Raw genomic sequence first — 24,816 nt, forward strand, 5'->3', positions numbered from 1 at the left:
AATCTTTAACAATCTCATCTAAAAAAAAGTCATTTAAAATTAGAGTTTTTGTGCTTTTAATAATCTTATCAAGAACTTCTTTCTGATCACTCCAAAGTGCAAATTTCTCTGCCGTTTCTTTTTTTGCTTTTTCAGGGTCAGGGTTGTCAGAGTAAAAATTTTTAAGAAACTCTTTTTTAAGATATTCAAATTGAATTATGAATTCTTCTTCGTTTTTTATTGAAACTATAGGAATATTTATATTATCTAAAAAAAGATTAAAATTTTCAAGTGTTCTCCAATCAAAATAAAGAGCTTGTAATGGTTCTCCTATTTTCTTTGTTAGCATTAACATTGGAGAACCTAAATAAGAAACTGATAACCTACCGATTCCTTTTTCCCCCATTATTGGCCTCGGTTTTTTCCACAAAGTTTCAATACCTTCTTCAGGAGCGTTATTTCTACTTTTAGAATCAGTACCTAAAATCAACCATTTATTCTCTAACTCAATATTAGACATTCCTTTCCCATTGTCAGAAAGAACAAAAAATGGCTTTTCTACATCTTCATAACCAGGAGTGTAAAGGATCGCTTTTAACTCATCTGCGTATGCATCATATCCATTTTTCCATAGCTCTGTAATGGCGGTAGGTAGGTCCGCAATTTGCCCTTTCCCTAATAAGTCAACTGCTCTTGCCTTTGTTCTAAACTGCATGCGTATGTTTTTCAACTAGTGCCTTGCCAATTGCTTCTGCATATTTGGGTGGCACGGCATTCCCAATCATTCTGGCAATTTTTTCTGTACTGGTTCCTTTGAATTTGTATGTTTTCGGAAATGATTGCAACACTGCACCCTCTCGCAAAGATATGGCTCGGTCTTCTTCTGGATGACCAAATCTTCCATTTGAAATACTAAAAAATTTAGTAGTGATTGTAGGGGATGGGCGGTCCCACCACATTCTACCATAGATATCTCTAAAGCTATCTGTTTTTCCAAAGTGACAAGGTGGGGCTAGGGCAGAATTGAAAGCGTATGCAAGTCGATCTCCACCATTTTTGGGTGTGATTAATACCCTCATAAGATTTTTTTCACTTAAACTAGCCACAGAATGCAAAAAATCAGAATTGTCTTTATGCCCATGAGATACCTTTGGAAATCCATTATGCTCGCCAAGTACGTCTCTTACAGTTACCTTTTTGTTTTCTGTAGGTATTGGAATGATTTCTTGTGAATTAACTCGGTTTGCAATTAAAGTAAATCTCTTTCTGTGTTGAGGAACTCCGAATTCGCTTACCTCATGAACATCAAAGTGGACTTTATAATTACTTTCCTTTAACCATTTAATAAACTCTTCTAAACCGCTTTCTTCCTTTTTCCTGAGGACTCCTGGTACATTTTCAACAACAACATAACCCGGATTAAAATATCTTACAAACCTCTTGAACTCTATTAAAAGATTCTTTGACTTTTCAGATTTCTTCTTATCTGTATTAATTATACTCCAAAACTGACAAGGGCTGCATCCAATCAAAATCAAGTCATCATCATTTTTTTTTAGAGAAAGTCTTTCTTGCAATTCGATTTCACCAAGTTCAAAAACATCAGCATGGATGAATTCTGCACCTTGGATATTCGCTTCATAAGTTTCTTTGCAAGATTCATCAAAATCAATTCCTGCAATAACCTTGATTCCAGACTGTTGAATACCGTAGCTCATTCCACCTCCTGAACAGAAGAAATCTACTGCCTTCAAATTATTCATGTTTCTAAAAATATTTTGAAATCTAAACTATTTTTTTGATTCATCAATGATCAAGCCAACTCCCTCAAATCCACCGGAACCACTCTTGACACGCCCGCTTCGATCATCGTGATGCCGTAGATAATGTCCGTGCTGGCCATGGTGCGCTTGTTGTGCGTCACGATGATAAACTGGCTCTCGGAGCTAAATCGCTGGATGATCTGGTTGAACTTGTCGATGTTGGCATCGTCCAGCGGGGCGTCCACTTCGTCGAAAATACAGAAGGGCGCCGGCTTCAGCAGGTAGATCGAGAAGAGTAGGGAAGTGGCCGTCAGGGTCTTTTCCCCACCGCTCAGCTGATTGATGGTGAGGGGACGCTTGCCCTTGGGCTTGGCCATGATCTCGATGGGGGATTCCAGGGGATTGTCCGGATCGACCAAGGTCAGGTCGCAGTCGTCCTGCTCGGTAAAGAGGGAACGGAAGACCTTCACAAAGTTTTCCTTGATCTTGGCAAAGGCCTCCAAAAAGGTCTCCTTGGCCACCGTATCGATCTCCGAAATAGTAGTCAGCAGGGATTCCTTGGCCCGGATCAGGTCGTCCTTTTGCCCCGTGATAAAGTCGTAGCGGACCTTGATCTCGTCGTAGGCTTCCATCGCCATCGGGTTGATCGGACCGATTTTTTCCAGGCGTTCCTTCTGGCGGCGTACCAGTTCCCGCAGTTCCTCCTCCGCAAACTCTGCGAATTCCGGATCAAGGGCGGGATTATCTTCCATCAGCTGATCCAAGTCCAGCTCAAACTCCACGCTCAGGCGCTCCTTCATTCCGCTCATTCGGAGCTTGACCTCGTTGATGCGGTTTTGGAGTTCCTGCAGCAGGACGTCAAACCCTTCTTTGGACTTTTGCAGACTGCGGATGCGGGTGTCGGTCTCGTCGATCAGGCCACGGGCGCCGTAGTAGTCCTTTTCGGCTTCGGTGACTCCGGCTTCGATGCTTTCCTTTTCGGCATAGAGCTCGATCAGTTCGTCGTCCTTGATTTCATTGTTGTCCAGCAGGGATTTGATCTCGGCATCCAGCGTGGCGAGTTCGGCTTGGGACTTTTCGATCCGCTCCCGGGAACTCTCAAATGCATTCTGCTTGAATTCGATTTCCTGCTCCAGGCTGTTGACCCGGTTGACCTGCTGGATGTAGGTGATGTTTTCTTGATTGAAGGACTGGGATTTCTCGGCCAGTCGCTTGTTTTCGGCTTCGACTTCCTCGTTGAGGAGGGCCAGTTGCTCGGCCAGGCCTTCGAAACCGGATTTTTCCTCGCTCAGCTTCGGCATAATCTCGCTCAGACTTTCCTCGAGAGAAGCGATCCGGTCGAGGATGTCTTCCCGCTTGTTGGCGTTGGAAGTCAGGAGTTCGGCTAGCTGTTCCTTTTTGGTACGGATGGACACATAAGCCGAATTGAGTTCGTTGATGCGGTTTTGGCTTTCTTCGAGGGCTTTTTTGTGGCTCACTTCCTTGAGCTTTATCAGGTCAGAAAGTTTCTGATCGAGATTCGCCCGGGTATTGCTCACCTTTTTGCCGAGCTCTTTGATTTCCCGGTCCAGCTTTTCCAGATTTTTGGCACGCCCGATCCGCTTTCCTTCGAAAAGCCCCACGGAACCCCCGGAAAGGGAGAATTTGCGCTTGGTGTATTTGCCCGTTTCGGAGAGAAACACGCAGTCCGGATCCTGTGGAAATTCTTTGTAATCTCCCTGCACGAGGTAGACATTGTCCAGGATAAAGTTGATCAGGCGGCTGTACTTCAGGTCAAACTCGATGATCTCCGTGGCTGCAATCGCATTGGCGAAGAGCTTGCTTTGTCCCGGCTTGAACCGCTCAAAATGCTCCAGAATGAAGAAATTGGCCTTTCCCCGGGCAGCATCACTGAGGAGTTGGATGGCGGCTACGGCCTGGGCCTCGGTGTCCACCACGTAGTAGTTCATGTAGGACTCGAGGTAGTTTTCGATGGTGACGCGGTACTTTTCGTCCGTGGTCAGCAAGTCGGAAAGGAGGGGGATGTCCTTGCCCCAGGAATCGTTTTTCTTGAGGAACTTGATCGCTTCGGGAAAGCCCTCGAGGTTTTCGACCAAGGACTTGGTCAGGTTGTATTCGTTGGTTTTGGAATCGAGCTTTCGTGAGGAAGTGGTGAGTTCCTCGCGGATCATCTCGATCACGCGGTTGGTTTCCTCGATCTTCTGGTCCTGATCTTCCTGCCGGGCTTTCAGTTGGGAAAAAGCAGCCGTAGCCTCATCCAGTACGGCCTTGACTTCGACCATTTTGTCCTCAAACTCCACCAGATTGGCCTCTTGAGAGGAATCGTCGGAGGAAGTTCGCTCGAGTTCCTGCTTCAGGGTACTGAGCTGAATTTGTTTGATTTCGACTTCCTTGCTGAGTTGGTAGACCCGCTCCTTCAGGCTTTCAAACTTCAGGCTTTGTTCCTTTTGGCTTTGTTGCTTTTCGGAGGTGATCAGTTTCTGGGCATCGTATTGCTGCCGGAGTTCGGAGACGATAAATTCCTTTTCCCCGAGGATTTTCTCGGCGGATTCCTTCTCCTGCTGGAGGGAACGGATGGAAAATCCCGCCCTGTCGTTGGACTTGCGGTCGGTATCGATCTGCTCGCGCAAAGCTTGTGAGCGATCCTCGAGAAAGCGCATCCGTTCGTTTTTGATTTTCTTCTCCGACTCAAAGGCGCGGATCTTGTTGACGTGCTCGTTGAGTGTTTTTTGCCGGGAAGAGAGGAGTTTTTCCTTGTGGATCAGGTCGGCCTTGAGCTGGCTGAGCAAAGCTTCCTGATCTGCGATTTGGGTTTGGATCTGGAGCTTGCGGTCAGACTCAGCCTGTACTTTTGAATTGGCTTCAATCAGGTCCTGAGCGTATTGTTCGATGGATTTCTTGGCCAGATTGATGCTGGCCTTTCGGTAGTCCTCCTTTATCTCAAAGTATTTGGCAGCCTGCTTGGCCTGTTTCTCGAGGCTTTTCAGGTTTTTGTCAATTTCAAAAAGCAGGTCTTCGACCCGGGCCAAGTCAGCGTCGGTATCTTCGAGTTTGCGGAGTGTTTCGCGCTTCCTGTTTTTGAATTTGGAGATCCCGGCAGCTTCCTCGAAGAGTTCTCGTCGGGAGTTGTTTTTGTCATTGAGCAGCTCGTCGATCATCTTGAGTTCGATGATCGCATAGGAATTGGAGTTGATCCCCGTGTCCATGAAGAGGTTGGAGATATCCTTGAGCCGGCAGGTGACGCCGTTGATTTGGTATTCGCTTTCCCCGGTGCGGTAGTAGCGTCGGGTGATGGTAACATGGGTGTATTCGGTGGGGAGTAGGTTTTTGGTGTTTTCAAACGTCAGGGAAACCTCCGCCATGTTGGTAGGCTTGCGGTTTTTGGTTCCGTTGAAAATCACGTTCTCCATCTTTTCGGAGCGGAGCATTCGGGATTTTTGTTCACCCAAAACCCAACGGATTGCATCGACGACATTGGATTTGCCGCAGCCGTTTGGACCCACGACGCCGGTGATTCCCTTGTCGAAGTGGATGACCATTTTGTCCCCGAAACTCTTAAAGCCCTTGATCTCCAGTTTACTGAGCAGCATTGCAAAAATCCCTTGAAATTAAGCTTTCAAAATAGGGGGAAAGGAGGGAATTGCCAAGGAAAAGTTTGAGAGGACACCTCGACAAGCTCGGTGACCTGCACTTCGACAAGCCTTGTCTGGTTCAAGTCTATTGACTTGGACCAAGACAATGCAGTCTTCAGACTGCTAGATATGAAATGCAGTCAGGAGACTGCAAGAGGTGAGGTCCAAGACTGAAGTCTTGAACCAAGGTGAGAAATATGGATGTAGGAAAAAGGATTGAAGTGCTTTTGGCGCGACTCCCCCTTGTCAAGGGGGTTGGGGGGATTTTTAAGGGATTTAGCTTGGCTGGTTCAAGTCTATTGACTTGGACCAAGACAATGCAGTCTTCAGACTGCTAGATATGAAATGCAGTCAGGAGACTGCAAGAGGTGAGGTCCAAGACTGAAGTCTTGAACCAAGGTGAGAAATATGGATGTAGGAAAAAGGATTGAAGTGCTTTTGGCGCGACTCCCCCTTGTCAAGGGGGTTGGGGGGATTTTTAAGGGATTTAGCTTGGCTGGTTCAAGTCTATTGACTTGGACCAAGACAATGCAGTCTTCAGACTGCTAGATATGAAATGCAGTCAGGAGACTGCAAGAGGTGAGGTCCAAGACTGAAGTCTTGAACCAATGCAAGGAGGTGACCGAAGTGAGATGCCGTATTTCGTACTTCGTACTTCGTACTTCGTACTTTCAAAACGTTAGACTTTGACCACTTTCCGCCCTTTCAACTTTTCCAACCTTCCGAATTTTCTCTTACCTTAAGCCCATGGATTTAGGAAATATCGTTTACGTTGTTGCTGTGCTTGCTTATTTCATCTATCAGGCGACGAAAAAGAAGCGTGCGGATGAACTGCCTGATTCTCCTGAAAACAGCCCCGAAGCCCCTCAAAAAGGATTGACTTTTGAAGAGCTGTTGAAAGAAATCCGCAATGCCCAAAATCCTATTCCTCAACCCGAACCACCAAAACCGGAACCAGTTCGGCCAATTCCTGCGCCTTCTCCTGTTTACCAAGCCAAGGCGGTCAAAAGAAAACCGGTGGTAGTTGAGGAAGTGGACGATGAGGTCAAGCATTATGAGGGCAGCTTTGAGTCCAACAAAGTGAACCCTTATCAGGCCTATACTCAAATTCATTCCATTCCTTCCACCCCCCTGAAGCGGATTGATTACGATGCCTTAAGTCCGAAAAAAGTCAATCCTTACGCCGAACTGCTCAAAAACCCCAAAACTCTCAAGCAGGCCGTGGTAGTCAGTGAGATTTTGAAGCCCAAGTATTTCTGATTTAGGAATATCCGCATTTCTGCTTTTTTTAGAAATTCAGGGTTTCCGAATGTTGCGAAAATTGGTCCACTGTCCACGGACCACGGTCGACGGCAGCATAAATAGGCTCATTTGGTTTGTAGGAAGATTGCCCTTTTCCTGATTGATTTTCTTCCGAGAATTAAAGCTAAACTTTCAAAATTAGGTACCCTGCAACGCGGAACAGCTGTGGACAGTCAACTGTCGTCTATGGACTATTATCGGAGTACCTTCGCTACTACTGGTTATAATTATGATAAATTGATTTTATCCATTTCCTAAAACCTTTATCATCCACAAATGATTGATAATTCGTAAATGGTTTCTACTAACCTACTAATCAACCAATCATGGAAAAATCACTTGTTGTTAAGTCCGGAAGTCTGACCGAATCCCGGAGAAAATTTTTGGAAAAAGCAGGTTCTACCTTGGTGTTAAGCACCTTGGGTGCTGCATTTTTCACTTCCTGTTCCAGTACGGATGATTCAGATCCCACGACTCCTCCCGGAAATAGCAGTTCGGGAATTACGATCTCCGGAAATACAATCACCATCAATCTATCGATCCAAACTGGCCTCAATACCTCAGGGAGTTGGCTTTTGATCGAAAATGCCAGGACTTTGGTGGCCAATGTTAACGGAGCATTTGTCGCATTGACCTCGGTTTGCACACACTCGGGATGTTCTGACAACTGGACTTTCGGCAGCAACCGCTTTACCTGTAATTGCCATGGATCTGTTTTTGACCCCTCTGGCCGTGTCCTCAATGGACCTGCGTCCGCGCCTTTGCAGCAGTTTACAACTCAGGTCAGCGCTGGAAATTTAGTGGTGTTCAAATGAGGTGGTTTTTGACTGCGATTCTCCTAGGAGTCATCAGTCCGGTTTTTTCGCAGCAATACCAGACCAAAAAGGGAGAAGTCACCTTTCTTTCCCAAGCTGCGCTCAATGAGTTTGAAGGCAAGTCAAGTTCGCTTCAAGGACTGATCGATTTGGATCAGAACCTGCTGGATTTCTACCTGGATCTCAATACGCTGGATACGGGTATTGGACTTCGGGACAAGCACATGCGTGAAAACTACCTGGAGACAGAGGAATTTCCGTTTGCAGAATTCACCGGAAAGCTCTCTGCAGTGCAAAAACCTGAACCGGGCAAGGTGCAGCAAGTCACTGCCATTGGGAAGTTTAAACTACATGGTGTGGAGCGTGCTGTCACAGTCAAAGGAACTCTTAATCCCCAGGCTAACGGCAGCTTGTTACTGGAAGCGAAGTTTTCCATTGTTTTGAGCGATTATCAGATTGAAATCCCCAAACTGGTATTTTATGAATTGGCTCCCGAGCAGCAGGTGAGTCTCAAAGCCACTCTTACTCCCAAAAAATGAAAAAACTGATTTTAACCGGTCTGACCTTGTTGGTTGGGTGGTGTTCTGCATTTGCTCAATTGGAGCGAAAATTGGAAAACGAAAACCAACCTGTTGATTTGATTTTCCATGCACCTCGTCATATCAATCTTCTGACGGTGGAGCCCTTGGAAAAGAAATCCATGCACTTTGCAATCATGCACACCTTTGGGACGCTCGACGGTGGGGTAGAGAATCTCTTTGGCTTGGACAATGGGGCAAATATTCAATTCAGTTTCGAGTTTGGATTGGGAGATAAACTGTCTCTCGGTGCCGCAAGAGCTTCACAGGATAAGGTCTATTCCGTGTTTGGACGCTACCACCTTCTGGAGCAAACCCAAAACGGTAAAATGCCCTTATCGCTGAGTTTAGCTGGAGGGACTGGGATTATTACCAATACGTATGACTTTCTTCCTGAAGCAGAGCAGCCGGTTTTTGGAGACCGGATGACCTATTTTGGACAAGTCATGCTGGCTAGGAAATTTTCCAACAAAATCAGCTTTCAGCTCACGCCCATGTTTGCCTATTTCGCCAATCCTCTTCCCATTTATCAAATCGAGGGTGATCAGAATTTCTACCTGGCCTTGGGCATGAGTGGCAAATGGAAAGTCACCGAACGATCCTCTTTGACGTTGCAGTACATCCCCAATCTCAATTCCGACCTGAGTAGCAATTTCGGGATAGGATGGGATGTGGAAGCCGGTGGGCACGTCTTTCAGATGTATTTTGTCACCTCGCAGGCGCTCAATGAGCCCTATCTTCTTGCAGGTGGAAACGGAGTGCCCGGTGAGGAATTTCGTTTGGGATTCAACGTCAACAGGATTTTTGCGCTGGGACAAAAGAAAAGGTCTTATTGAGGATCATTTCTTCTGAAAGTTCTAATCCAGACCAGGTCCTTCCTTGTTTCGCTGACAGGAGCATATTCCATTTCCAACCATTTCTCCAGTGCGGTTACATCCACCTGTTCTTTAGGATAGGCATGCCGGTAATAGTCATAAAGCAAAACCCGGATTTCCTGAGGTGGATGTGACTTTATCGAGTCGAGTTTTTCAATCGGAACAAGGAGTATTTGGCTATCGGGGCTGTCAGGGAGTAAGACTTTTTTGCTAAAATCCAGGAAGTTATTGGTGAGGATAGGGGATTGATTTTCAGAGTTTGAGGCTTCCATTCTTAAAGTTTGGAGCATCGATGGATATTCCTTGAGATTACGCTGATAGCTGATAGAAAAAACTGCCGGAATAAGCAGGTAAATGCCAAAAGCCCAGGTTAGCTTTTTGTCCTTTAGGGTATATAGAATTCCTATTCCCATGAACTGAAATCCGGCCATTTTCCAATCCTGTTGAATCAAGCTGATGACAACTCCAAGGAGGATCAGTCCGGTGATAATTCGCTTAAGCTTTAGATTTTCCTGCCATTCTTCCCAGCCCAAGGCAATCAAAAATCCAAGTATTGGCACCAAAATGATGAGGTGACGGGGATTGAGGTAGATGGGATTATAGAATCTAAAACTGGTACTCATAAACCAAAAGCAGATCAGCAGGCTGAGGAATGCCAATCCAAATTCAAGCCCAGGACTTTGAGGATTTTTCCAAAGTTTGTACAATCCGGGAATGGCAAAAACAAACCACAGCCAGTAAGAACGCTCCACAAATGTGAGAATTGGAAGGATGCTCAGACGCCTGATCATCACCCAGGTGCTTTTGTCGGCATAAGTAAATTCGGAGATGTAATGTCCGTCTTGAATTGACTCAAACCGATAAAATGGACTTCCAAATTGGAACCAGAAATAACCTAGGTAAAGAGACCCAACTACCAAGCCAAAGCCAACTAACCAGGCATAAAAGGGGAGGTTTGACTTGGCTTTTTTCCAGTCCCAGGCAAAAAGGAGAACAGGAAGCAAAGCCATGAAGACAATGGTTTCCTTGGTGATAAACCCGAAAAACAAACCGGAAATCACTCCAAGTGCAGATAAAACAGGCCTTTTACTTCGAAAAGTGGCTGAAAAAGGAATCAATATTGTCCAGAAAACCAACAGGGAATCAGGATAAACTTTGGTCAAAAAATGAAGGAAATAGACTTGCGTACAGGACCAAATCACCAGGAGCCAGGGATTTACTTTGTCAGGAAGAATTTTAATCAAGAGCCAAAGTGTTCCAGCATAGCTCAGCAATGAAACGAGAGAAATTCGGTGAGGCTCAAACCCAAGTAAACTGCCAAATAATCCAGAAGGAACGTAGGCTCCCCACCGAGTGGAAAAGTGGTAGGCATTGACCTCCATGGTACCTTCCCAGAAACTTTTTCCGGCCAGGAGGTAATAGACGTCGTCCGAAAATGTGATTCCGTCATAGCCGATTAGCCAATATCCGACTAGAAAAACCACTCCTGTCCAAAAGGCTAAATACCTGGTAGAACTGTAACTGATATCGGAAGTGGACATGATTCAAAAATAGGGGAATTGAAATGAAAGTGTGATGATATGTAATCCTTGGTTCAGGTTTTCCCACTTGGACCCAAAATAATGCAGTCCTAATACTTCAATGATTTAATTTGACAATAAGCGTCATTACGGAGGTAGATTGATTTCCATCTTTTACTTTTGAACACCTATCGTCAAATCGCCATGAGCAAGTCCGGACAAATCGAACAGCAAAAAATCCTTCGTGTTTTCAAATTGATCAACCTGCTTCAGGGAACTATCGGAAAGCCTGTTCATCGCTTGGCTGAACTTTTGGAAACGGACGAGCGGACCATATATCGGTATTTCAAACTCTTGGAAGCCTTGGGGTTTGAGGTGATCAAGGAATTTAGCAAATACAAAATCAAGGATCGCCCGGGCAACCAACCCGCTATGGCCTATAGCACTTTTTCACAGGAAGAGAGCCAATGGCTGAAAGGCCTCATCGAAAGTCAGGGCAAGGCTAATCTACTGCGGGATTCCCTTTTGCAGAAACTGCAATTGCGCTCTGAGGTGAAACAGGGAACTGAACAGCTCTTCAAAGCCAATCTTGGCCGCTTTGTGGATCAGATTGGGCAGGGAATTTCCGGGAAAAAGCAGATTTGGCTGAAGGATTATTATTCACTTAGCAGCGATACTGTCTCAGATCGTTTGGTGGAGCCGGTGGGATTTTCCACGGATTATGAAAACATCCATGCCTTTGAATTGGAAAGCAAAAGCATGAAAATGTTTAAGATAGAGCGAATCGGGGATGTGGTAATCAGTTTGGAACCTTGGAAAAACGAAGCAAAACATGAACTGCCGGAGCAGGCACTTTTTGGGTTTACCGGAAAAAGGAAGTTTGCCGTCAAGCTCAAACTCAGCAAAAAAGCCTACCAGCTGATGTTGGAAGAGCATCCCAATGCGCTGCCATTTATGTCTATCAAAAACCGAAACCAATATTACTTTCAGGGAGAAATCCCCCAGCTACCGGGATTGGCCAGATTTATTCTGGGTTTGCCCGGAGAAATCAAAGTGGAAGAAGGGGAGGAAATGAAAGCGTATTTGAAGGAGCAGGCAGCTAAGGGATTCTATTGAGAATACTCAGACACCATCCAAATGGAATTTTCTAGGGTTAAACACCTGAGGCATCCCATACCATTGACGAAATGAAAAAATAAGTAGCTATAGCTAAGGCTACGTTCACTGCCAAAGTAAAAACCAAATCAAATCTTTCAACTTTTATTTCCTGGATTCGCCCTAGTGGGACTTTTGTCGCGATTTCAGTTTTTGGTTTTTGAAACGTAGCATTTAAAGTATCTCTTGAAATTGACTTAAAAATCAACTCAGTGGTGACTTCGTTTTCCATCGTGACTGAAATCAAATCTCCTTCCTTCAAATGTGAAAGTTGTCTTGAAATATTCTCGACTCTTGAATAATTCGGGTTTGATGGAACAGTTACTTTTTCGATGGACTTATAGGATTGACAACTCCACATTAATTGAGAAATGAGAAGAAGCCTAGTGATCATTGCATTCCTTTTCATTTTAGTTTCACTTGGGAGTTTTTTGAGATGAATGAAATTTTGGAAAAATTGACTTCCCTTCGATATTGATTTCTGCCAATCCTTCATTTTGTATTAGCAGTAATTCTTAAACCCTGAAAGTTTTGACAAAAAAAAATCCAGCTTCAATTGAAGCTGGACCGATTTATTTGATAATTCAATTTGGCCTTCAACTCATTGATGCTCGTCTCTCAGCAGATCATTTACTGTCTTTACCGGGTTGAAGGTAATCAAGGGAACTTCCACAAAGAGTGTATTCCAACCCGCCATGGCACCATTCCAAAGACCTGGGAGCTCGAGTGCTTTGAGTTCTCTACCACTTTTGGACTTTTCAGTAATAAAGCCAGTTTGCATGTCGCGGAACTTCATCAGGTCAAATGACTTCCCTTGATAGTCTTTGGTTCCGCAAACCAAATCCACCGGATTGAAGTGGGTGGAACCTTGGAAATGGGCTTTTGAATTTGGGTCATTCAGGTCGATTTGGGCGGTTTCCAGGATTTGCAGGGATTGGCTACCGTCAGACTCCTGAATCCAAAATGGTCCACCACCGGGTTCTCCGGTATTTCTTACCATCCCGCAAACCCGGATAGGACGATTCAATTTGGCTTTCAGGAAAGCTGCCTTTTCCGCAAGTGATTTGGAATTGAAATCGGAAGGAAGTTTTCCTCCCAAGTCACCGGTAAATACCCGTTCCGCCAGTCCGACATAGGAATCGCTGACTCCGCTTTCCAACCCTTTTAAGGCTTGAAAAACCTTATCCTGAACTTCCAAAAGCAATCCGGCAATTGCCATCTTGTACACCTTGGTAGTTTCCTTAAGTCGGTCAGGAACCACGTTGTCAATGTTCTTGATAAAAATAAGGTCAGCCTTGATGTCGTTCAGGTTGTCCAACAAGGCGCCGTGACCAGCAGGTCTGAAAAGCAAACTGCCATCATCCTCGATAAAGGGATCATTATCCATAGTCACAGCAATGGTATCCGTGGATTTTTTCTGCTGGGAATAGGTGACATCAAACTGAACTCCGCTTGAAGCTTTCAATCCCGGAAGAACTTTGCCGATTTCGGCCTTGAATTTTTCCTCGTGTTCAGGCGAAACGGTAAAATGGATTTTGACGGTATTTCCTTTTCCAAGCGCATATTGAACTCCTTCCACCAAATGCTCATTGGCAGGAGTACGGTTTTCTGAGGCATACTTATGGAATCTCAGTAGGCCTTTGGGCAGATTTCCATAGCCAAGACCTTCATCCAAAAGCAATGCAGCAACGATTTTCTTGTAATCCTTTGCATCCAAACAGGCTTGAATGCTGGAACCCTGAGCCTTAAGAGCAGCATTCAAATCTTCATAAAAAGCGAATTTTTCCAGATTGCTGATGAATTTCTGAACGAAACTGCTTTTGGAAATATCCCCGTCTCCATCTAGAAAGGAGAACAGATCTTTGAACATTCTGGAGGCCGCACCTGAAGCCGGGACAAATTTGACTACGTCGATCTGGGCTGCCTTTTGAGGATAGGTTTGGGTGAAATGGGCTAATTCGGATTCGCTAAGCACCTTTATTCCGTCACCCGGAGTAGCCGGAGCGGTGATTTTCAGAAAGGGAAATCCATTTTTGAAGTTTTCAATCTGTTGGGCTACGGTTTCAGGGTTCATTCCCTGGGCAATTATTCTTTGTTTGAGACTTGCATCCATGGTTGTTTGGGTTGTAAAAGTATAGGGGTAAGATAGTAGGCTAAGGTGATTTGCTCCAATTACGGGTTGAGTTTTTTGCTAAAAAATTCAAAGATTTTATCCAAGTGAAGCCTGTTTAAACTGTTTTGGATTAAAAGCGCAAAGGGAGAGTTAGGGAAGAAGTAGTTTGAAATGAAGAGCATCCCCAGGTCGTTTTTGAGCAAGGATGGATTGACTGTCTGGAGTTAGTTGAAGTATTCGTGGATACCCTCCCGTCACCTGAGCATCCTTGGCAAGCAAAATTATTTTTCCACCGGAAGTAAGCTGTACAGTCCCTGGATAAACCGGATTGGTTGGCAACTCCGGAAGTTCATTTTCCAACTTTTCCTCCAGTTGGATACCCATCCGATTGGAAAGTGGAGAAATCTTGAATGTCCCGGACAGCAAATTTGTTTTGGTTTCTTCGCTCAAAAGATAAAAGTCCGGACCTGGATAGGTGCTCAGTTCTTGGCTAAGATACCAGTCTGTAGTCCATTTTGCCTTGGCAAAAGACCGGTGGCTCCACTCGGAATCACTGAAATAGGGGATTTTTGATCCTTTTGAGAGTTGGTTTTGAGTTGTCAGCCCTTCATAGAAACTCCTGGAATTAAGAATCTCCTGAGTTTGAAATCCAAACCTGATACCCAGATAAACCCGAGCACCTGAAATGAATGCTCCAATTTCGAGCGTATCCTTTGGGGAAATTTTGATCAAAGCAGCATTGTCTATTTCCAATCCGTTGAGGCTGATTTTTGCGTTGGCTCCCGCTATTGAAACGCTGGTTGAGCCTTCAAACTGAATCTGAAATCCCGGCTGTGCGATTTCCAACACGGCCTCATTTTCTTTGTTTTTCAGAATATGGTTGATCCAGTTGAAAGATCGCTCGTCCATCACCCCTGAAACAGGAATTCCATATTTCGACTGACCGATACGACCTAAATCCTGAATGGATGTTCCCGGTCCAGTCTTGAGGATGGTGGCAAAGGCGTGATCCATCATTTGTAATTTGGTAAGGGTGGATTTTCGATCAGCCTTTCCATTTCTGAAGAGCTGATTGGAACGAACTTTATTCGATCTCCTGAATTTGCCCAAACAGGAGGATTGTGCTCTCCATCAAACAATGAAATTGGTGTCCGACCAATGATGTGCCATCCTCCGGGACTTTCTCTGGGATAGATCCCTGTTTGGGAGCCTCCTATGGCCACCGAGCCACGAGGAACAGCCCGCTCGGGAACAGCCTTTCGAGGTGAATGGAGTCTTTCAGGAAGTCCATTGAGGTACATAAATCCAGGCAAAAAGCCAAAAAAATGAATTCGATAGGCCACCGAAGCATGCATTTCAATGAGTTCGCCGACTTTCAGTTTTTTTTCTTTGGCCAAGGTTTCCAGATCTTTTCCAAAACCTTCTCCGTAGCAAACTGGGACCTTCCAAATTTTATTGGAGAGTTCAAGCGGTCGGATAGCGATAGTATTCAGCTTGTTTTGAAACTGAGAGTGTGCTACAACATCTTTCCAAAGGATGCTTACGGATGTAAAGCCTTGCCGAAGGTCCAAAATCTGATCTCCCAATTCCCTTTGCAAAAAATCACACCATCCTAATTGCATTGAAAGCAGGGAGTCAGAAGGATTCTCCTTCCAATGAATTTCCCCCAGGAGGGGACTGATTTGGATATAGCTGGGCTTTATTTCCAAAACCGTTGACGGATTAAAGGTAGAAAATCATGGATTCCGGGATTGTCGCCATGGAAGCAAAGGGTGTCAGCCTCTACCGGGATCATTTTTCCCGAATAGGTTTGAATATGCTGCCGGTTGATGATGGATTCCAGGTGAGGAATTACCTGTTCTGAGGAAATCAGAAGGGAACCTTCGAGTTTCCGACTGATCAGTTTGTAATTTTCATCGTAAGCTCGATCCCCAAAAATCTCCCGAACGACTGGCAACCCCTTTTTCATCGCAAACTTTTCAGTCTCAGAATAAGGAGGAACAAAAAGCGGGATTTGGGGAAATTCAATTGTCAAAAATTCAATCAGGACCTTAGCCAAGTCCGGATTTTCGGCTGCATCATTGTATAAGGCACCATGAAACTTGATATGATCCGCCTTAATTTCCAGCTCTTCGGCTATTTCAAGGAAAAGGCGAATTTGATCCCGGATGCTTTCGATCAACTCGTTTTCAGGTATTTCCAGTGATTTTCTCCCGAAATTTTCCCGGTCGGGATAGGAGGGGTGGGCTCCTGCCTTTTTTCCAAACTCCTTGGCGAGCCTTAAGGTCGCTTTGATCGATTCCCGATCTCCATAATGGCCGCCACACGCCACACTGGCAAGATCGATCAAAGGAAAAAGCAATTCCTCATGGGGTACGCCTTCGCCTAAGTCGCAATTGATGGTAAGCTTGGTGGTGTTCATCGTGAAGTTTTGCTCACTCAAAGTAAAACGGAAAAGGAAGAAATTGAGAGTTTGGACTGGAAGTTTGAGCGAATTTCAGTTCAAAAGTTAAAAATAGCTATCACAGATTTATTCATCAGGGCCACACTTGACTGATTTTTTGGTGTTTTTTATTTTCGGGGTATGGTTCACTTAAATCTGAAATAACATGGGAAAAGGAGACATGAAGTCCAGAAAAGGCAAAGTCAACAGAGGATCTTTTGGCGCCAGCAGACCAAAGAAAAAACAGAATAAGCTGGCTAGAAAGCTGAAAATGAGTACTTCAAAAGCTTAAAAAATAAAAGAGGATCAGTTTTTTGATCCTCTTTATTGTTTATGGCCTGGGGAGAATTTCTACTACACGACCCAAATCCGGATCAACAACTACCCTAATCGGACCCAAGGCGGCATTATTGGTCTGAAATACTACTACGTAATTTCCATCCGTCCATGCACCGACCTCAGCTTCTTTCCAATCACCGACTATAGATGCTTTATCCGCAGAACTCAGGGCATTGTAGGCTACCTCCCGGTAGACATCCAGCGGATCTGTTTCGTCTTCAACAGCACAGGAATAGGCCAGAAAACTTAAAAGCGCGAGGATTACCAATCTTATTTTCATCTGCTTATACTTTGATTTTTTATAGCCTATAAATTCTCCTAGGCTCGATTTTTTGCTTCAGCTAATATGGAATACGCAAAACTAACATCAATTGCTACATATTGCCAGATATACTACCTCACAATTTGTTGTAGTATTTGATCCACTCATTGAGCTGTTTGAAGTCGAGTTTGCCTTTTGCCAATTTCAAATGATGAAGGATGGCCAGTGACTTTTTCATACGGGAATCGGAGTTTTTCACCGTGGTGACCATGTATATCAAACTTCGCTGTTTTCCGGGTGTAAGTTTTCTAAAATAGGCATTGCCTTCCTCATCCTGATCCAAGAGCACCTGAAATTCTTCCGGAACATCATGTCCAAACTCACTGTGATCCCGTTCGATTTTTACTGAAAAGGGCTTTTCTTCGTCCAATTCGAGCTTTTTTCGCAATTCCTGATTGACTAGAACATACCAACATTCTTTGGCTTTCATCAAAGCCATATGAAATGGGCCGGCATCTTTGATCCAAACCAAAACCCGACGGTGCTTTTCATCCATCATTTGTTCGGCGATCTTATCCGGAACTGGAATGTGGTAGTGCCAATGGTTAAAGTCGAATTTTCCGAGTTTTTCTTCGAAGAGGATCATTTCAATGTTTGGGGTAGTTCAATAGTATGGGTTGCAAAATTTATTAATTCCAAGGCAAAGAGCATGTAGAGTGCCTAATTAAAGGCATTGATTGTCTTATTTACGAAATGAAATTCAAGTTAGGTATATCAAAACAAAAGGCCTGTTTTGAATGACTTGAAGGTCAATAATCAGAAAAATCGTCTTTTTTCATTAAGGGATTTAGGTCTTGATTTCCTCAGATTGGGTGTTTTTTCCTCAAAAATTTTGTTTTTGAATGGGGCTTAATTCCCTAAAAAAGGGCATTTGGTAGTTGGGAAGGCTGTTTTCAAGCTTTGCGGGAAAAAGGCAGGAGGCTTGCATTCGACAAAGAAATGAATCTTTAACCTTTACCAAATGCTTACGAGCTCCCTGTTATATCTGATCGCGGTGGTTTTAATCCTTGGTTGGTTAATAGGCGTTTTTGTCTACAGCCTTTCGGGTCTTATCCACCTCTTACTTGTCTTAGCAGTTATTTCGATTTTGTTGAGAATAATTGGAGGAAGGACTGCCTAGCCAAACTGGAGCCTTTTGAACAAGGCGGTAATATGATCCCCGGTTTTGACCGGAAATTTGCTCGAGGTTTATCAATTCTGATCAACTCAAACTTCATTCTAAAATTTTATTAACACTTAAACACTACACAACTATGAAAAACTCAAAATTGACAACCACACTATGGTTAGGAGGATTAGTCTCCGGAATTTTTGCAGGGTACTATTTGTATCAAAACCGTGAAAAATTCGGACCTCAAAAGGAAAAGTTAGCCAAGCTCCTTGCTGATCTTCAGAAATCAAGTGAGGAAATAGGGAGGAAAATCAAAGCAGCAGGTAAGGAGCATTTGGAGGCTGGAAAATCGATTGCCAACAATGTCAAAGAGCAAGTGAATTAAGATTCACCAGATTCCTGATTCAAGAAAACCGCAGAAATGCGGTTTTTTTTTGACCTTTTGATACATTTTCCGGATTGGTTGAAATACATTTTCTCCTTTTGAAAAACTCTCCTAGATTGAGTCAGGTAAAACCAAAAAAGACTTAAAGCGATCTGAATAATGTCCATTACCTCCAAACTCCCGCATATCGGAACGACCATATTCACCATCATGTCTCGTATGGCGACCGAAGAGGGCGCAATCAATCTTTCCCAGGGATTTCCGGGTTTTGGAGCGGATCCGGTTTTGCTCGAGTTGGCAGGGAAATATATCCGGGAAGGATACAACCAATATCCTCCCATGGCAGGAATCCCGGGACTTCGTCAGCGCTTGGCAGAAAAGACTCAATTGACCCAGGGTTATTTTCCTGACCCTGAGAAGGAGGTGACAATCGTATCCGGAGCGACTGAGGCACTTTTTGCGGCCGTGGCTGCTGTGGTAAGGTTAGGTGATGAGGTAATTGTGCTTGAACCAGCTTATGACAGTTATGAGCCAGCCATTACTTTGAATGGTGGGATTCCGATCTATGTTTCCGTGAATTCCGGTGATTTTTCAGTGGATTGGGAAAAAGTTAAGGCTGCAATTTCTCCAAAAACCCGGGTGATTATGGTCAACTCTCCGCATAATCCCAGTGGATTTGTTTGGTCTTCTGAAGATGTGGATCATTTGGCTGAACTAGTCCGGGATAGGGAAATCTATGTGATCAGCGATGAGGTATATGAGCATATAACCTTTGACGGCAGGAAGCATATTTCCCTTGGGTCGCATCCTGAACTAAGAGAAAAGACCTTTGTATGTGGTTCCTTTGGGAAGACTTTTCATGTTACCGGCTGGAAAATAGGCTATTGTATTGCCCCGGTTGATATGACAAGTGAGTTCCGAAAAATTCACCAATACCTCACGTTTACAACGGTGACTCCAATCCAATATGCCCTTGCCGAATATTTGGAAGATCCAGTTCGATACCTTTCCATTCCTGAATTCTACCAAAGTAAGCGGGATCTTTTTGCAAAGGGTTTGGCTGAAACCCAACTTAAATTCACACCTAGTGCTGGGAGTTTTTTTCAATTGGCGAGCTATGGTCATTTATCCCAAATTTCTGATCAGGAGCTTGCGGAGAAGATGACCCGAAAGCTGAAAGTGGCCTGCATACCGATTTCCGTTTTTTATTCCGACAAAAGGGATGATAAGATTATTCGATTCTGCTTCGCCAAAGCGGATCAGGAATTACTCGAAGCTCTGGAGAGATTGAAGGAACTCCCTCGGGTTTTATGACTTGGTTACCTTTTTTAGAGGTTTAGCCTGACTACAAAACAAGTACCCTTTCCAGGTTCGGATTTGGCACGGATAGTACCCCCATGACTGAAAATAATATTTTGAGTATTGGTGAGTCCTAACCCGGATCCACCTGTTTTGTCTGTGAAAAAGGGTTCAAAAATCCGCTCCAGGTTTTCTTTTTCGATTCCAGTTCCATTGTCGCAAATCTCAACCAGACATTGATTTCCCCTCAAGCTTGTTTTAAGGGAGATTTGTCCGTTTTCTTTTTTGATGGCTTCAATCGAATTTACAAGGAGGTTAATAAAGGCAATTTTGATTTTTTCAGCATCCAATGGGAGTTTGTGGTTTTCCGTTTTGTAGGATTTGACAATAGTGATCCCCTGGAACTCAATCCGATCCTTGACCTGGTCCAAGGCTTCGTCCAAAAGATTTTCAATGAAGTGATTTTGGATGTTGAGTTCTGAAAATCGGGTACTATCCAAAAGCTGGGAAACAAGTTGATTTATTCGGTCACAGTTTCTTCGGATGATTTCGATCAGGTCACCACTTGACTTCAATGACTCTTCGGAAAGTTCCAATTGAAGTTGGTCTGCGGAAAGGACAATGGTTGTTAGCGGATTTTTTACTTCGTGGGCTAGAAGTCTTGCAATTCTTCCGGTTGAGGAGAATTTTTTCAAGTTCAATTCCTCTTCCTCTCGGGCTTTCAAGGAGCTGAGGTCCTTAATCAGTACCTGATATTGGTTTTCCTCCTGTCGAATTACACTGATTTGTGTGTTGATGACATTGCCATCTTTGGTGACAATATTGGGTTCAATTTCAAAGGATTCAAGATTGTTTTCCAGATTTGAATGCAGCTTGTCCTTGCAATCATAAAGCATCTCAATGAACAGCGTTTCTTTTTCAGGGGTGGCTGTGTACGGATCGATTCCAAACTTTGAAATAAACATGGGATTGGCTTCCAGGATTCTACTTTTCCTATCCATCAATAAAAATGGATCTGCTGCTTTTTCAAAAATGGATCGAAATTTCTTACTGGTTTGCTCGAGTGATTCCAAAATTTTGGCATCTCGGATTGCAAATTGAAGTCGCCTTTCCAGAGTATTTCCGTCAAATTGCCCTCGAATCAAAAAGTCAGCTACCCCTAAGTTTAGCACTTCATTGTCTACTGTTTCGGAGTCCATCCCAGAAAGCATGATTAAAGGAGCATGCTTCCTCAAGGCTTTTATTTCTTTAATCAAATTGAGGGCTTCGTCTTTTCCTGGCTTATAGCCAACCAAAAAAACGGTGTAAGAATCTTTCAGTTTGACAAGTGCTTCGTCAATGGTTTGTGCAGTTTCTAAGACGTATTTATTTTTTTTGGCAGTCTTCAGGATGGACGATACCAGCTTTTGATCTTCTTGATCATCGTCTACATACAGTATCCGAATGACTTCTTTTTCTAACATGACTTCTTTATAGTAAACTATTGATTAGGCGAGAGTAATTTTATTTTGCTCATTTTTTATAAAAAAATGGTCATTAAATATACAGTAAGCCCAGATGTAAGGTCGCTTTATTAATTGGTATATGCAATTGCCTCAAATTGGGGAATTATTTACTCAATTTTTTAAATGGAATTCTGTGAAAATGCCGCTTTTGATTCTTATACACTCGATTTTTCAGGTTTGAGACCTATTACAAAACTTATTGGAATGGGGCACAGGGATTGGGATTAATTCATAAATAATTATTCAACAAAACTTCAAACAAATGAACTCTCTCTTGTATGTGATCGCTGTAATTTTAGTCATTGGATGGCTGATTGGTGTATTTGCTTATAGTGCTACTGGATTGATCCACGTTCTTCTGGTAATAGCTATAATAGCAGTACTATTTAAAGTAATTAGTGGAAGGTCTTTGTAGACTTTTTGAAAACAGTTTTTAGGGAATACCAAAGCCGAAATCAATAAACAAATGAAAAGGAAAGAAAAAGGTTATAAATCAAAAAGCCTGATTTCAAAAATTATCGCGCTTTTTACTCGTAAAAAACCCCATTCCAAAGGGAATAATTTTAAATTATGGAAAAATGATGAACTCGAAAGAGGAAATACAACGGAAGTAATCCTAAAAGAAATTAAATAGTATTTTTAATTTGTTTTACAGTTCGAAAAACTTAAAAGTCACTTTTCTTCTTTGAAATGGGGTATAGGTACTTTTTTGATGACTTGACTTCAGATATATTAAATAAACTGTGACTTAGGTTTTAAATAAAAAGAGGTCTGGTCTAAGATTACACTTCTTTCAGAAAATATAAACTCTAAAATTGGGTACATTCCCAACATAAGAGGGAGTTGAGATCAATTCAACTCATGCCCAATTTTCAATTATGAATGAAAAAGTGATTTTGGTTGTTGATGATGAGCAGGAGATAAGAAATTTGTTTTTTCGATACTTGGGCAAAAAAGGATATCGAGTGTATTTGGCTGGGTCTTTAAGTGAAGAAAGGAAAATTATGGAAACGCTCATCCCGGATTTGATATTCTTGGATATCAACCTCCCAGATGGAAATGGACTAATAGAACTCCAAAAATTAAAACCTTACAGCGCAACCTGCAAGGTGATAGTAATGAGTGCCTTTGACCATTTAGAAGAACGTACTGAAGCTTTTGACTCAGGGGCAATTGATTTTCTTAGCAAGCCATTTAGTTTGATCAGGCTTGATCAAGTATTGGATTCCCGATTTGTTCCATTCACTTAAAAAAAATAGACAATGGCTAGTATTCTGGTAATTGATGATAATCTGGACATTTGTCAGCTTTTGGATCGATTCCTGACCAAAAAAGGCCATCAGGTTCAAACTACGATCTCTGGAAAAACAGGATTGGAGTATTTGAAAAAGACCAATTTCGATCTGATTTTTTGCGATTTCAAGCTGCGTGAAATGGATGGGAGAGATATATTGAAAAAAGTGAAAGAGTCTTCTCCAGAAACCCAATTGGTAATCATCACCGGCTATGCTGACGTGAAAGTTGCCGTAGAAGTGATCAAAAATGGAGCTCTAGATTACATTACAAAACCCCTAATACCAGATGAGATTTTATTGCTGATTGACAGGGCTTTAAATGTAAAAAGAGATCCAAAAAGCACCACAACTGGTATTGTTGAGAAAGTCCTACCCTCAGGATCCAAAAATAAAGCCGATTCTTCTTCCAACTATTTTCGGGGCATAAGTAAGGAATCAAAAAAATTGTATGAAGAAATAAAACTCGTAGCACCCACTAATATGAGTGTTATCATTTACGGGGAAAGCGGTGCTGGAAAAGAAAATATCGCTGAAATCATTCATCAGCAAAGCAATCGTTCAGGCAAGCCCTTTATAGCAATTGATTGCGGTGCATTAACCCGGGAATTGGCTGGCAGTGAACTTTGGGGGCATGAAAAAGGGGCATTCACCGGTGCTCATTCGGAAAAACCCGGACAGTTTGAATTGGCAGACGGAGGCACCATTTTTTTGGATGAAATTTCAAATCTTTCTTATGAAATCCAGGTTGGACTGCTAAGGTTGGTTCAGGAAAGAAGACTTAGGAGAATTGGTGGCACCAAGGATCGATCAATAGACGTGCGTATTCTTGTAGCTTCCAATGAGGATCTGCGCAAATCCGTTCAAGAAGGCAAATTCAGGGAAGACCTATATTTTCGATTTAATGAATTCAGTATTACGGTTCCGGCATTGCGCGATCGGAAAGAAGATATTGAACCCTTTGCCAATTATTTTCTTGAATTGTCCAATGAAGAATTGAAGAAGGAAATGACGGGTTTTGATGCCGATGTCATGCAGGTTTTTAGGTCTTACCAATGGCCAGGGAATCTCCGCGAAATGAGGAATGTAATTCGCCGAGCGAGTCTTTTGTCCCAGGGAGAATCCATCAATTTATCTGGCTTGCCCCCTGAATTGGTTTATTCCAAAAAGTTAAATTTTCTGGAAGCAGAAGAAAATACCCCACATCAGGAAGCTGCAAAAGATCCACATTCTAAATTGAAAAGTGCTGCTGCCGGTGCAGAAGCGACAATTCTCAGAAAAGTACTGGAAGATGTAAAATACAACCGAACCAAAGCTGCATTGGAATTGGGAATTGACCGAAAAACACTATTCAACAAGATGAAGCAATACGACCTTTGATCAAGGAATTGGTTTTAGAACCGTTCCCATTTTGAGGCAAAATATCCCAGATCTAAAAATTGAAAAAAACCTGTTTTTTTACAGCGATGCTGGGTTTTAAAGAATAAGTAGCTTGATTCAATGGTTTTGTTCCTCTTTTTAAAGGATTTTTATTTAAACGAAGACCATTTTGAAGTGGCAGTATAATTGGAAGTTTAGAGTGTACCTAAATCGATTTTTATGATACAAATCCTTGAGACTACTGTTAACACAATCCAATCTGGAACGGAAAAAGAAATAGCTCGCCCTAGTATTGATCAGTTGTTTATTGAGCTCAGAAGCTTTAATGAGCAAGTGAAAATCAGTTGTGACAATTTTCAGGGACCTGATTGTTTTGATCTTCATAGATCGTTCAAAGAGCTTAATGCTTTTATGGATTTGAAGATTGAAAGGATGGGAAAACATGTTTTGACTTTGGAAATGCAAACTTTTAAAAAATCTTCATCGGAACATTATCCGAGAAATTATGAATTAGTTGAGGGCGTATTTACCGATGCTGATCGTGTTTCTAATGTAGTTTCTGGGTTGGGAAATTTAATTCAAATCACCCGTTTGACTCTAATTGAAGATTCGAGGAGTGAAAAGGTGTTGTCCCGGTTAGTTGGAAAAACCTTTTATCAAGAATTAGAGAATAGGCGTTGGTTGTTTTCGATGTATTCCAAGTACTTATTCATGTGATTTTTTCAGTTCAAATCCTGGGGAAAATGCCGGATAAATTGTGTTCCCTAGGAGTGAAAAAGAGGAAAATCCAAGATCTAGGTTTCGCCAGACACTTATTTTTATTTTGAAACAGGACCAAGGACCAACTTAAATCCGAGCCATTTTTAAGCGGGCAATTAACTGAGCTGTGGGTGTTTTAAAGATTTGACCAGCACATGTGAGTACGGGAAATCAATTAAATCTATAAAACCTATTTAATTGGTAGGAATAATAATTATTGTTCTTAATTTTGACTTCAAACCTATTAAT

At 42.8% G+C, this 24,816-nt stretch carries 26 protein-coding genes; 14 read left to right on the forward strand and 12 right to left on the reverse strand.

Features of this window, described 5'->3' with window-relative positions; genetic code table 11:
* From D0X99_RS08925 to smc, 3 genes are all read right to left on the reverse strand, one after another.
* The coding region (locus tag D0X99_RS08925) for an ATP-binding protein (protein ID WP_199708049.1) at positions 1 to 694 on the reverse strand (694 nt) is incomplete at its 3' end.
* The gene (locus tag D0X99_RS08930; protein WP_119477347.1) at positions 684 to 1,742 is read right to left on the reverse strand and encodes a DNA cytosine methyltransferase; all 1,059 of its coding nucleotides are present in this window, start codon (positions 1,740 to 1,742) and stop codon (positions 684 to 686) included. The genes D0X99_RS08930 and D0X99_RS08925, both read right to left, overlap by 11 nt.
* A 50-nt stretch (positions 1,743 to 1,792) precedes the next feature.
* Positions 1,793 to 5,332, reverse strand: a complete 3,540-nt coding sequence (gene smc / locus D0X99_RS08935) for a chromosome segregation protein SMC (protein WP_119477348.1) — start codon at positions 5,330 to 5,332, stop codon at positions 1,793 to 1,795.
* A 789-nt stretch (positions 5,333 to 6,121) separates the two neighbouring features.
* Between smc and D0X99_RS08940 the strand changes: the two genes are divergently transcribed.
* The 4 genes from D0X99_RS08940 (at position 6,122) to D0X99_RS08955 (ending at position 8,905) form a co-directional block, all read left to right on the forward strand.
* A complete protein-coding gene (locus tag D0X99_RS08940) occupies positions 6,122 to 6,634 on the forward strand; it encodes a hypothetical protein (RefSeq protein WP_119477349.1) in 513 nt (170 codons plus the stop codon).
* Positions 6,635 to 7,002: 368 nt separating this feature from the next.
* Complete coding sequence (locus D0X99_RS08945) at positions 7,003 to 7,491, forward strand: ubiquinol-cytochrome c reductase iron-sulfur subunit (RefSeq protein ID WP_119477350.1); 489 nt, start codon at positions 7,003 to 7,005, stop codon at positions 7,489 to 7,491.
* Complete coding sequence (locus tag D0X99_RS08950; RefSeq protein ID WP_119477351.1) at positions 7,488 to 8,030, forward strand: YceI family protein; 543 nt, start codon at positions 7,488 to 7,490, stop codon at positions 8,028 to 8,030. Before D0X99_RS08945 ends, D0X99_RS08950 begins: the two co-directional genes overlap by 4 nt.
* The gene (locus D0X99_RS08955; protein ID WP_119477352.1) at positions 8,027 to 8,905 is read left to right on the forward strand and encodes a DUF5777 family beta-barrel protein; all 879 of its coding nucleotides are present in this window, start codon (positions 8,027 to 8,029) and stop codon (positions 8,903 to 8,905) included. Before D0X99_RS08950 ends, D0X99_RS08955 begins: the two co-directional genes overlap by 4 nt.
* Here D0X99_RS08955 and D0X99_RS08960 read toward each other — a convergent pair.
* On the reverse strand, positions 8,899 to 10,485 hold the full coding sequence (locus D0X99_RS08960; RefSeq protein ID WP_119477353.1) for an ArnT family glycosyltransferase: 1,587 nt from the start codon (positions 10,483 to 10,485) through the stop codon (positions 8,899 to 8,901). The two genes, D0X99_RS08955 and D0X99_RS08960, sit on opposite strands and share 7 nt — an antisense overlap.
* 183 nt (positions 10,486 to 10,668) lie before the next feature.
* On the opposite strand from D0X99_RS08960, the gene D0X99_RS08965 reads away from it, so the two are divergent.
* On the forward strand, positions 10,669 to 11,580 hold the full coding sequence (locus tag D0X99_RS08965; RefSeq protein ID WP_119477354.1) for a helix-turn-helix transcriptional regulator: 912 nt from the start codon (positions 10,669 to 10,671) through the stop codon (positions 11,578 to 11,580).
* Positions 11,581 to 11,617: 37 nt separating this feature from the next.
* On the opposite strand, the gene D0X99_RS20345 is transcribed toward D0X99_RS08965, so the two are convergent.
* The 5 genes from D0X99_RS20345 to D0X99_RS08990 all read right to left on the reverse strand — a co-directional run bounded on the left by D0X99_RS20345 (position 11,618) and on the right by D0X99_RS08990 (position 16,154).
* Positions 11,618 to 11,851: a hypothetical protein gene (locus tag D0X99_RS20345; protein ID WP_147392210.1), complete on the reverse strand. Its 234-nt coding sequence runs from the start codon at positions 11,849 to 11,851 to the stop codon at positions 11,618 to 11,620.
* A gap of 369 nt (positions 11,852 to 12,220) precedes the next feature.
* On the reverse strand, positions 12,221 to 13,732 hold the full coding sequence (locus D0X99_RS08975; protein ID WP_119477356.1) for a DUF4301 family protein: 1,512 nt from the start codon (positions 13,730 to 13,732) through the stop codon (positions 12,221 to 12,223).
* Between the two features lie 150 nt (positions 13,733 to 13,882).
* Entirely contained in the window at positions 13,883 to 14,749 is an 867-nt protein-coding gene (locus tag D0X99_RS08980) for a 5-oxoprolinase subunit C family protein (RefSeq protein WP_119477357.1), read from the reverse strand.
* Entirely contained in the window at positions 14,746 to 15,441 is a 696-nt protein-coding gene (gene pxpB, locus D0X99_RS08985) for a 5-oxoprolinase subunit PxpB (protein ID WP_119477358.1), read from the reverse strand. Before pxpB ends, D0X99_RS08980 begins: the two co-directional genes overlap by 4 nt.
* Positions 15,432 to 16,154, reverse strand: a complete 723-nt coding sequence (locus D0X99_RS08990; RefSeq protein WP_119477359.1) for a LamB/YcsF family protein — start codon at positions 16,152 to 16,154, stop codon at positions 15,432 to 15,434. Before D0X99_RS08990 ends, pxpB begins: the two co-directional genes overlap by 10 nt.
* Before the next feature lie 187 nt (positions 16,155 to 16,341).
* On the opposite strand from D0X99_RS08990, the gene D0X99_RS08995 reads away from it, so the two are divergent.
* On the forward strand, positions 16,342 to 16,467 hold the full coding sequence (locus D0X99_RS08995; protein ID WP_119477360.1) for a 30S ribosomal protein THX: 126 nt from the start codon (positions 16,342 to 16,344) through the stop codon (positions 16,465 to 16,467).
* 39 nt (positions 16,468 to 16,506) lie between these two features.
* On the opposite strand, the gene D0X99_RS09000 is transcribed toward D0X99_RS08995, so the two are convergent.
* Complete coding sequence (locus tag D0X99_RS09000; RefSeq protein WP_119477361.1) at positions 16,507 to 16,794, reverse strand: hypothetical protein; 288 nt, start codon at positions 16,792 to 16,794, stop codon at positions 16,507 to 16,509.
* 118 nt (positions 16,795 to 16,912) lie between these two features.
* Positions 16,913 to 17,422, reverse strand: coding sequence for a YdeI/OmpD-associated family protein (locus D0X99_RS09005; RefSeq protein WP_119477362.1), 510 nt, complete (start codon positions 17,420 to 17,422; stop codon positions 16,913 to 16,915).
* A gap of 375 nt (positions 17,423 to 17,797) precedes the next feature.
* Between D0X99_RS09005 and D0X99_RS09010 the strand changes: the two genes are divergently transcribed.
* From D0X99_RS09010 to D0X99_RS09020, 3 genes are all read left to right on the forward strand, one after another.
* Entirely contained in the window at positions 17,798 to 17,956 is a 159-nt protein-coding gene (locus D0X99_RS09010; protein ID WP_119477363.1) for a lmo0937 family membrane protein, read from the forward strand.
* Between the two features lie 133 nt (positions 17,957 to 18,089).
* Positions 18,090 to 18,332, forward strand: a complete 243-nt coding sequence (locus D0X99_RS09015) for a hypothetical protein (protein ID WP_119477364.1) — start codon at positions 18,090 to 18,092, stop codon at positions 18,330 to 18,332.
* A 159-nt stretch (positions 18,333 to 18,491) separates the two neighbouring features.
* Positions 18,492 to 19,646, forward strand: a complete 1,155-nt coding sequence (locus D0X99_RS09020) for a methionine aminotransferase (RefSeq protein WP_119477365.1) — start codon at positions 18,492 to 18,494, stop codon at positions 19,644 to 19,646.
* A 14-nt stretch (positions 19,647 to 19,660) separates the two neighbouring features.
* Here the strand turns inward: D0X99_RS09020 and D0X99_RS09025 are convergent, their stop codons facing one another.
* Positions 19,661 to 21,094 (reverse strand): ATP-binding response regulator, encoded by a 1,434-nt coding sequence (locus D0X99_RS09025; RefSeq protein WP_119477366.1) that lies wholly within the window; start codon positions 21,092 to 21,094, stop codon positions 19,661 to 19,663.
* 304 nt (positions 21,095 to 21,398) lie between these two features.
* Between D0X99_RS09025 and D0X99_RS09030 the strand changes: the two genes are divergently transcribed.
* The 5 genes from D0X99_RS09030 (at position 21,399) to D0X99_RS09045 (ending at position 24,525) form a co-directional block, all read left to right on the forward strand.
* Entirely contained in the window at positions 21,399 to 21,551 is a 153-nt protein-coding gene (locus tag D0X99_RS09030; RefSeq protein WP_119477367.1) for a lmo0937 family membrane protein, read from the forward strand.
* Between the two features lie 51 nt (positions 21,552 to 21,602).
* A complete protein-coding gene (locus tag D0X99_RS20385; RefSeq protein ID WP_158587692.1) occupies positions 21,603 to 21,770 on the forward strand; it encodes a hypothetical protein in 168 nt (55 codons plus the stop codon).
* A gap of 244 nt (positions 21,771 to 22,014) precedes the next feature.
* Complete coding sequence (locus D0X99_RS09035) at positions 22,015 to 22,386, forward strand: response regulator (RefSeq protein ID WP_119477368.1); 372 nt, start codon at positions 22,015 to 22,017, stop codon at positions 22,384 to 22,386.
* A 12-nt stretch (positions 22,387 to 22,398) separates the two neighbouring features.
* Positions 22,399 to 23,808 carry a sigma-54-dependent transcriptional regulator gene (locus D0X99_RS09040; RefSeq protein ID WP_119477369.1) on the forward strand — a complete coding sequence of 470 codons (1,410 nt, stop codon included), beginning with the start codon at positions 22,399 to 22,401 and terminating at the stop codon, positions 23,806 to 23,808.
* A 219-nt stretch (positions 23,809 to 24,027) separates the two neighbouring features.
* On the forward strand, positions 24,028 to 24,525 hold the full coding sequence (locus tag D0X99_RS09045; RefSeq protein ID WP_119477370.1) for a hypothetical protein: 498 nt from the start codon (positions 24,028 to 24,030) through the stop codon (positions 24,523 to 24,525).
* Positions 24,526 to 24,816: the final 291 nt, after the last annotated feature.

The sequence above is a fragment of the Algoriphagus lacus genome (assembly GCF_003583985.1).
In the GTDB taxonomy this organism is placed as follows: Bacteria; Bacteroidota; Bacteroidia; order Cytophagales; family Cyclobacteriaceae; genus Algoriphagus; species Algoriphagus lacus.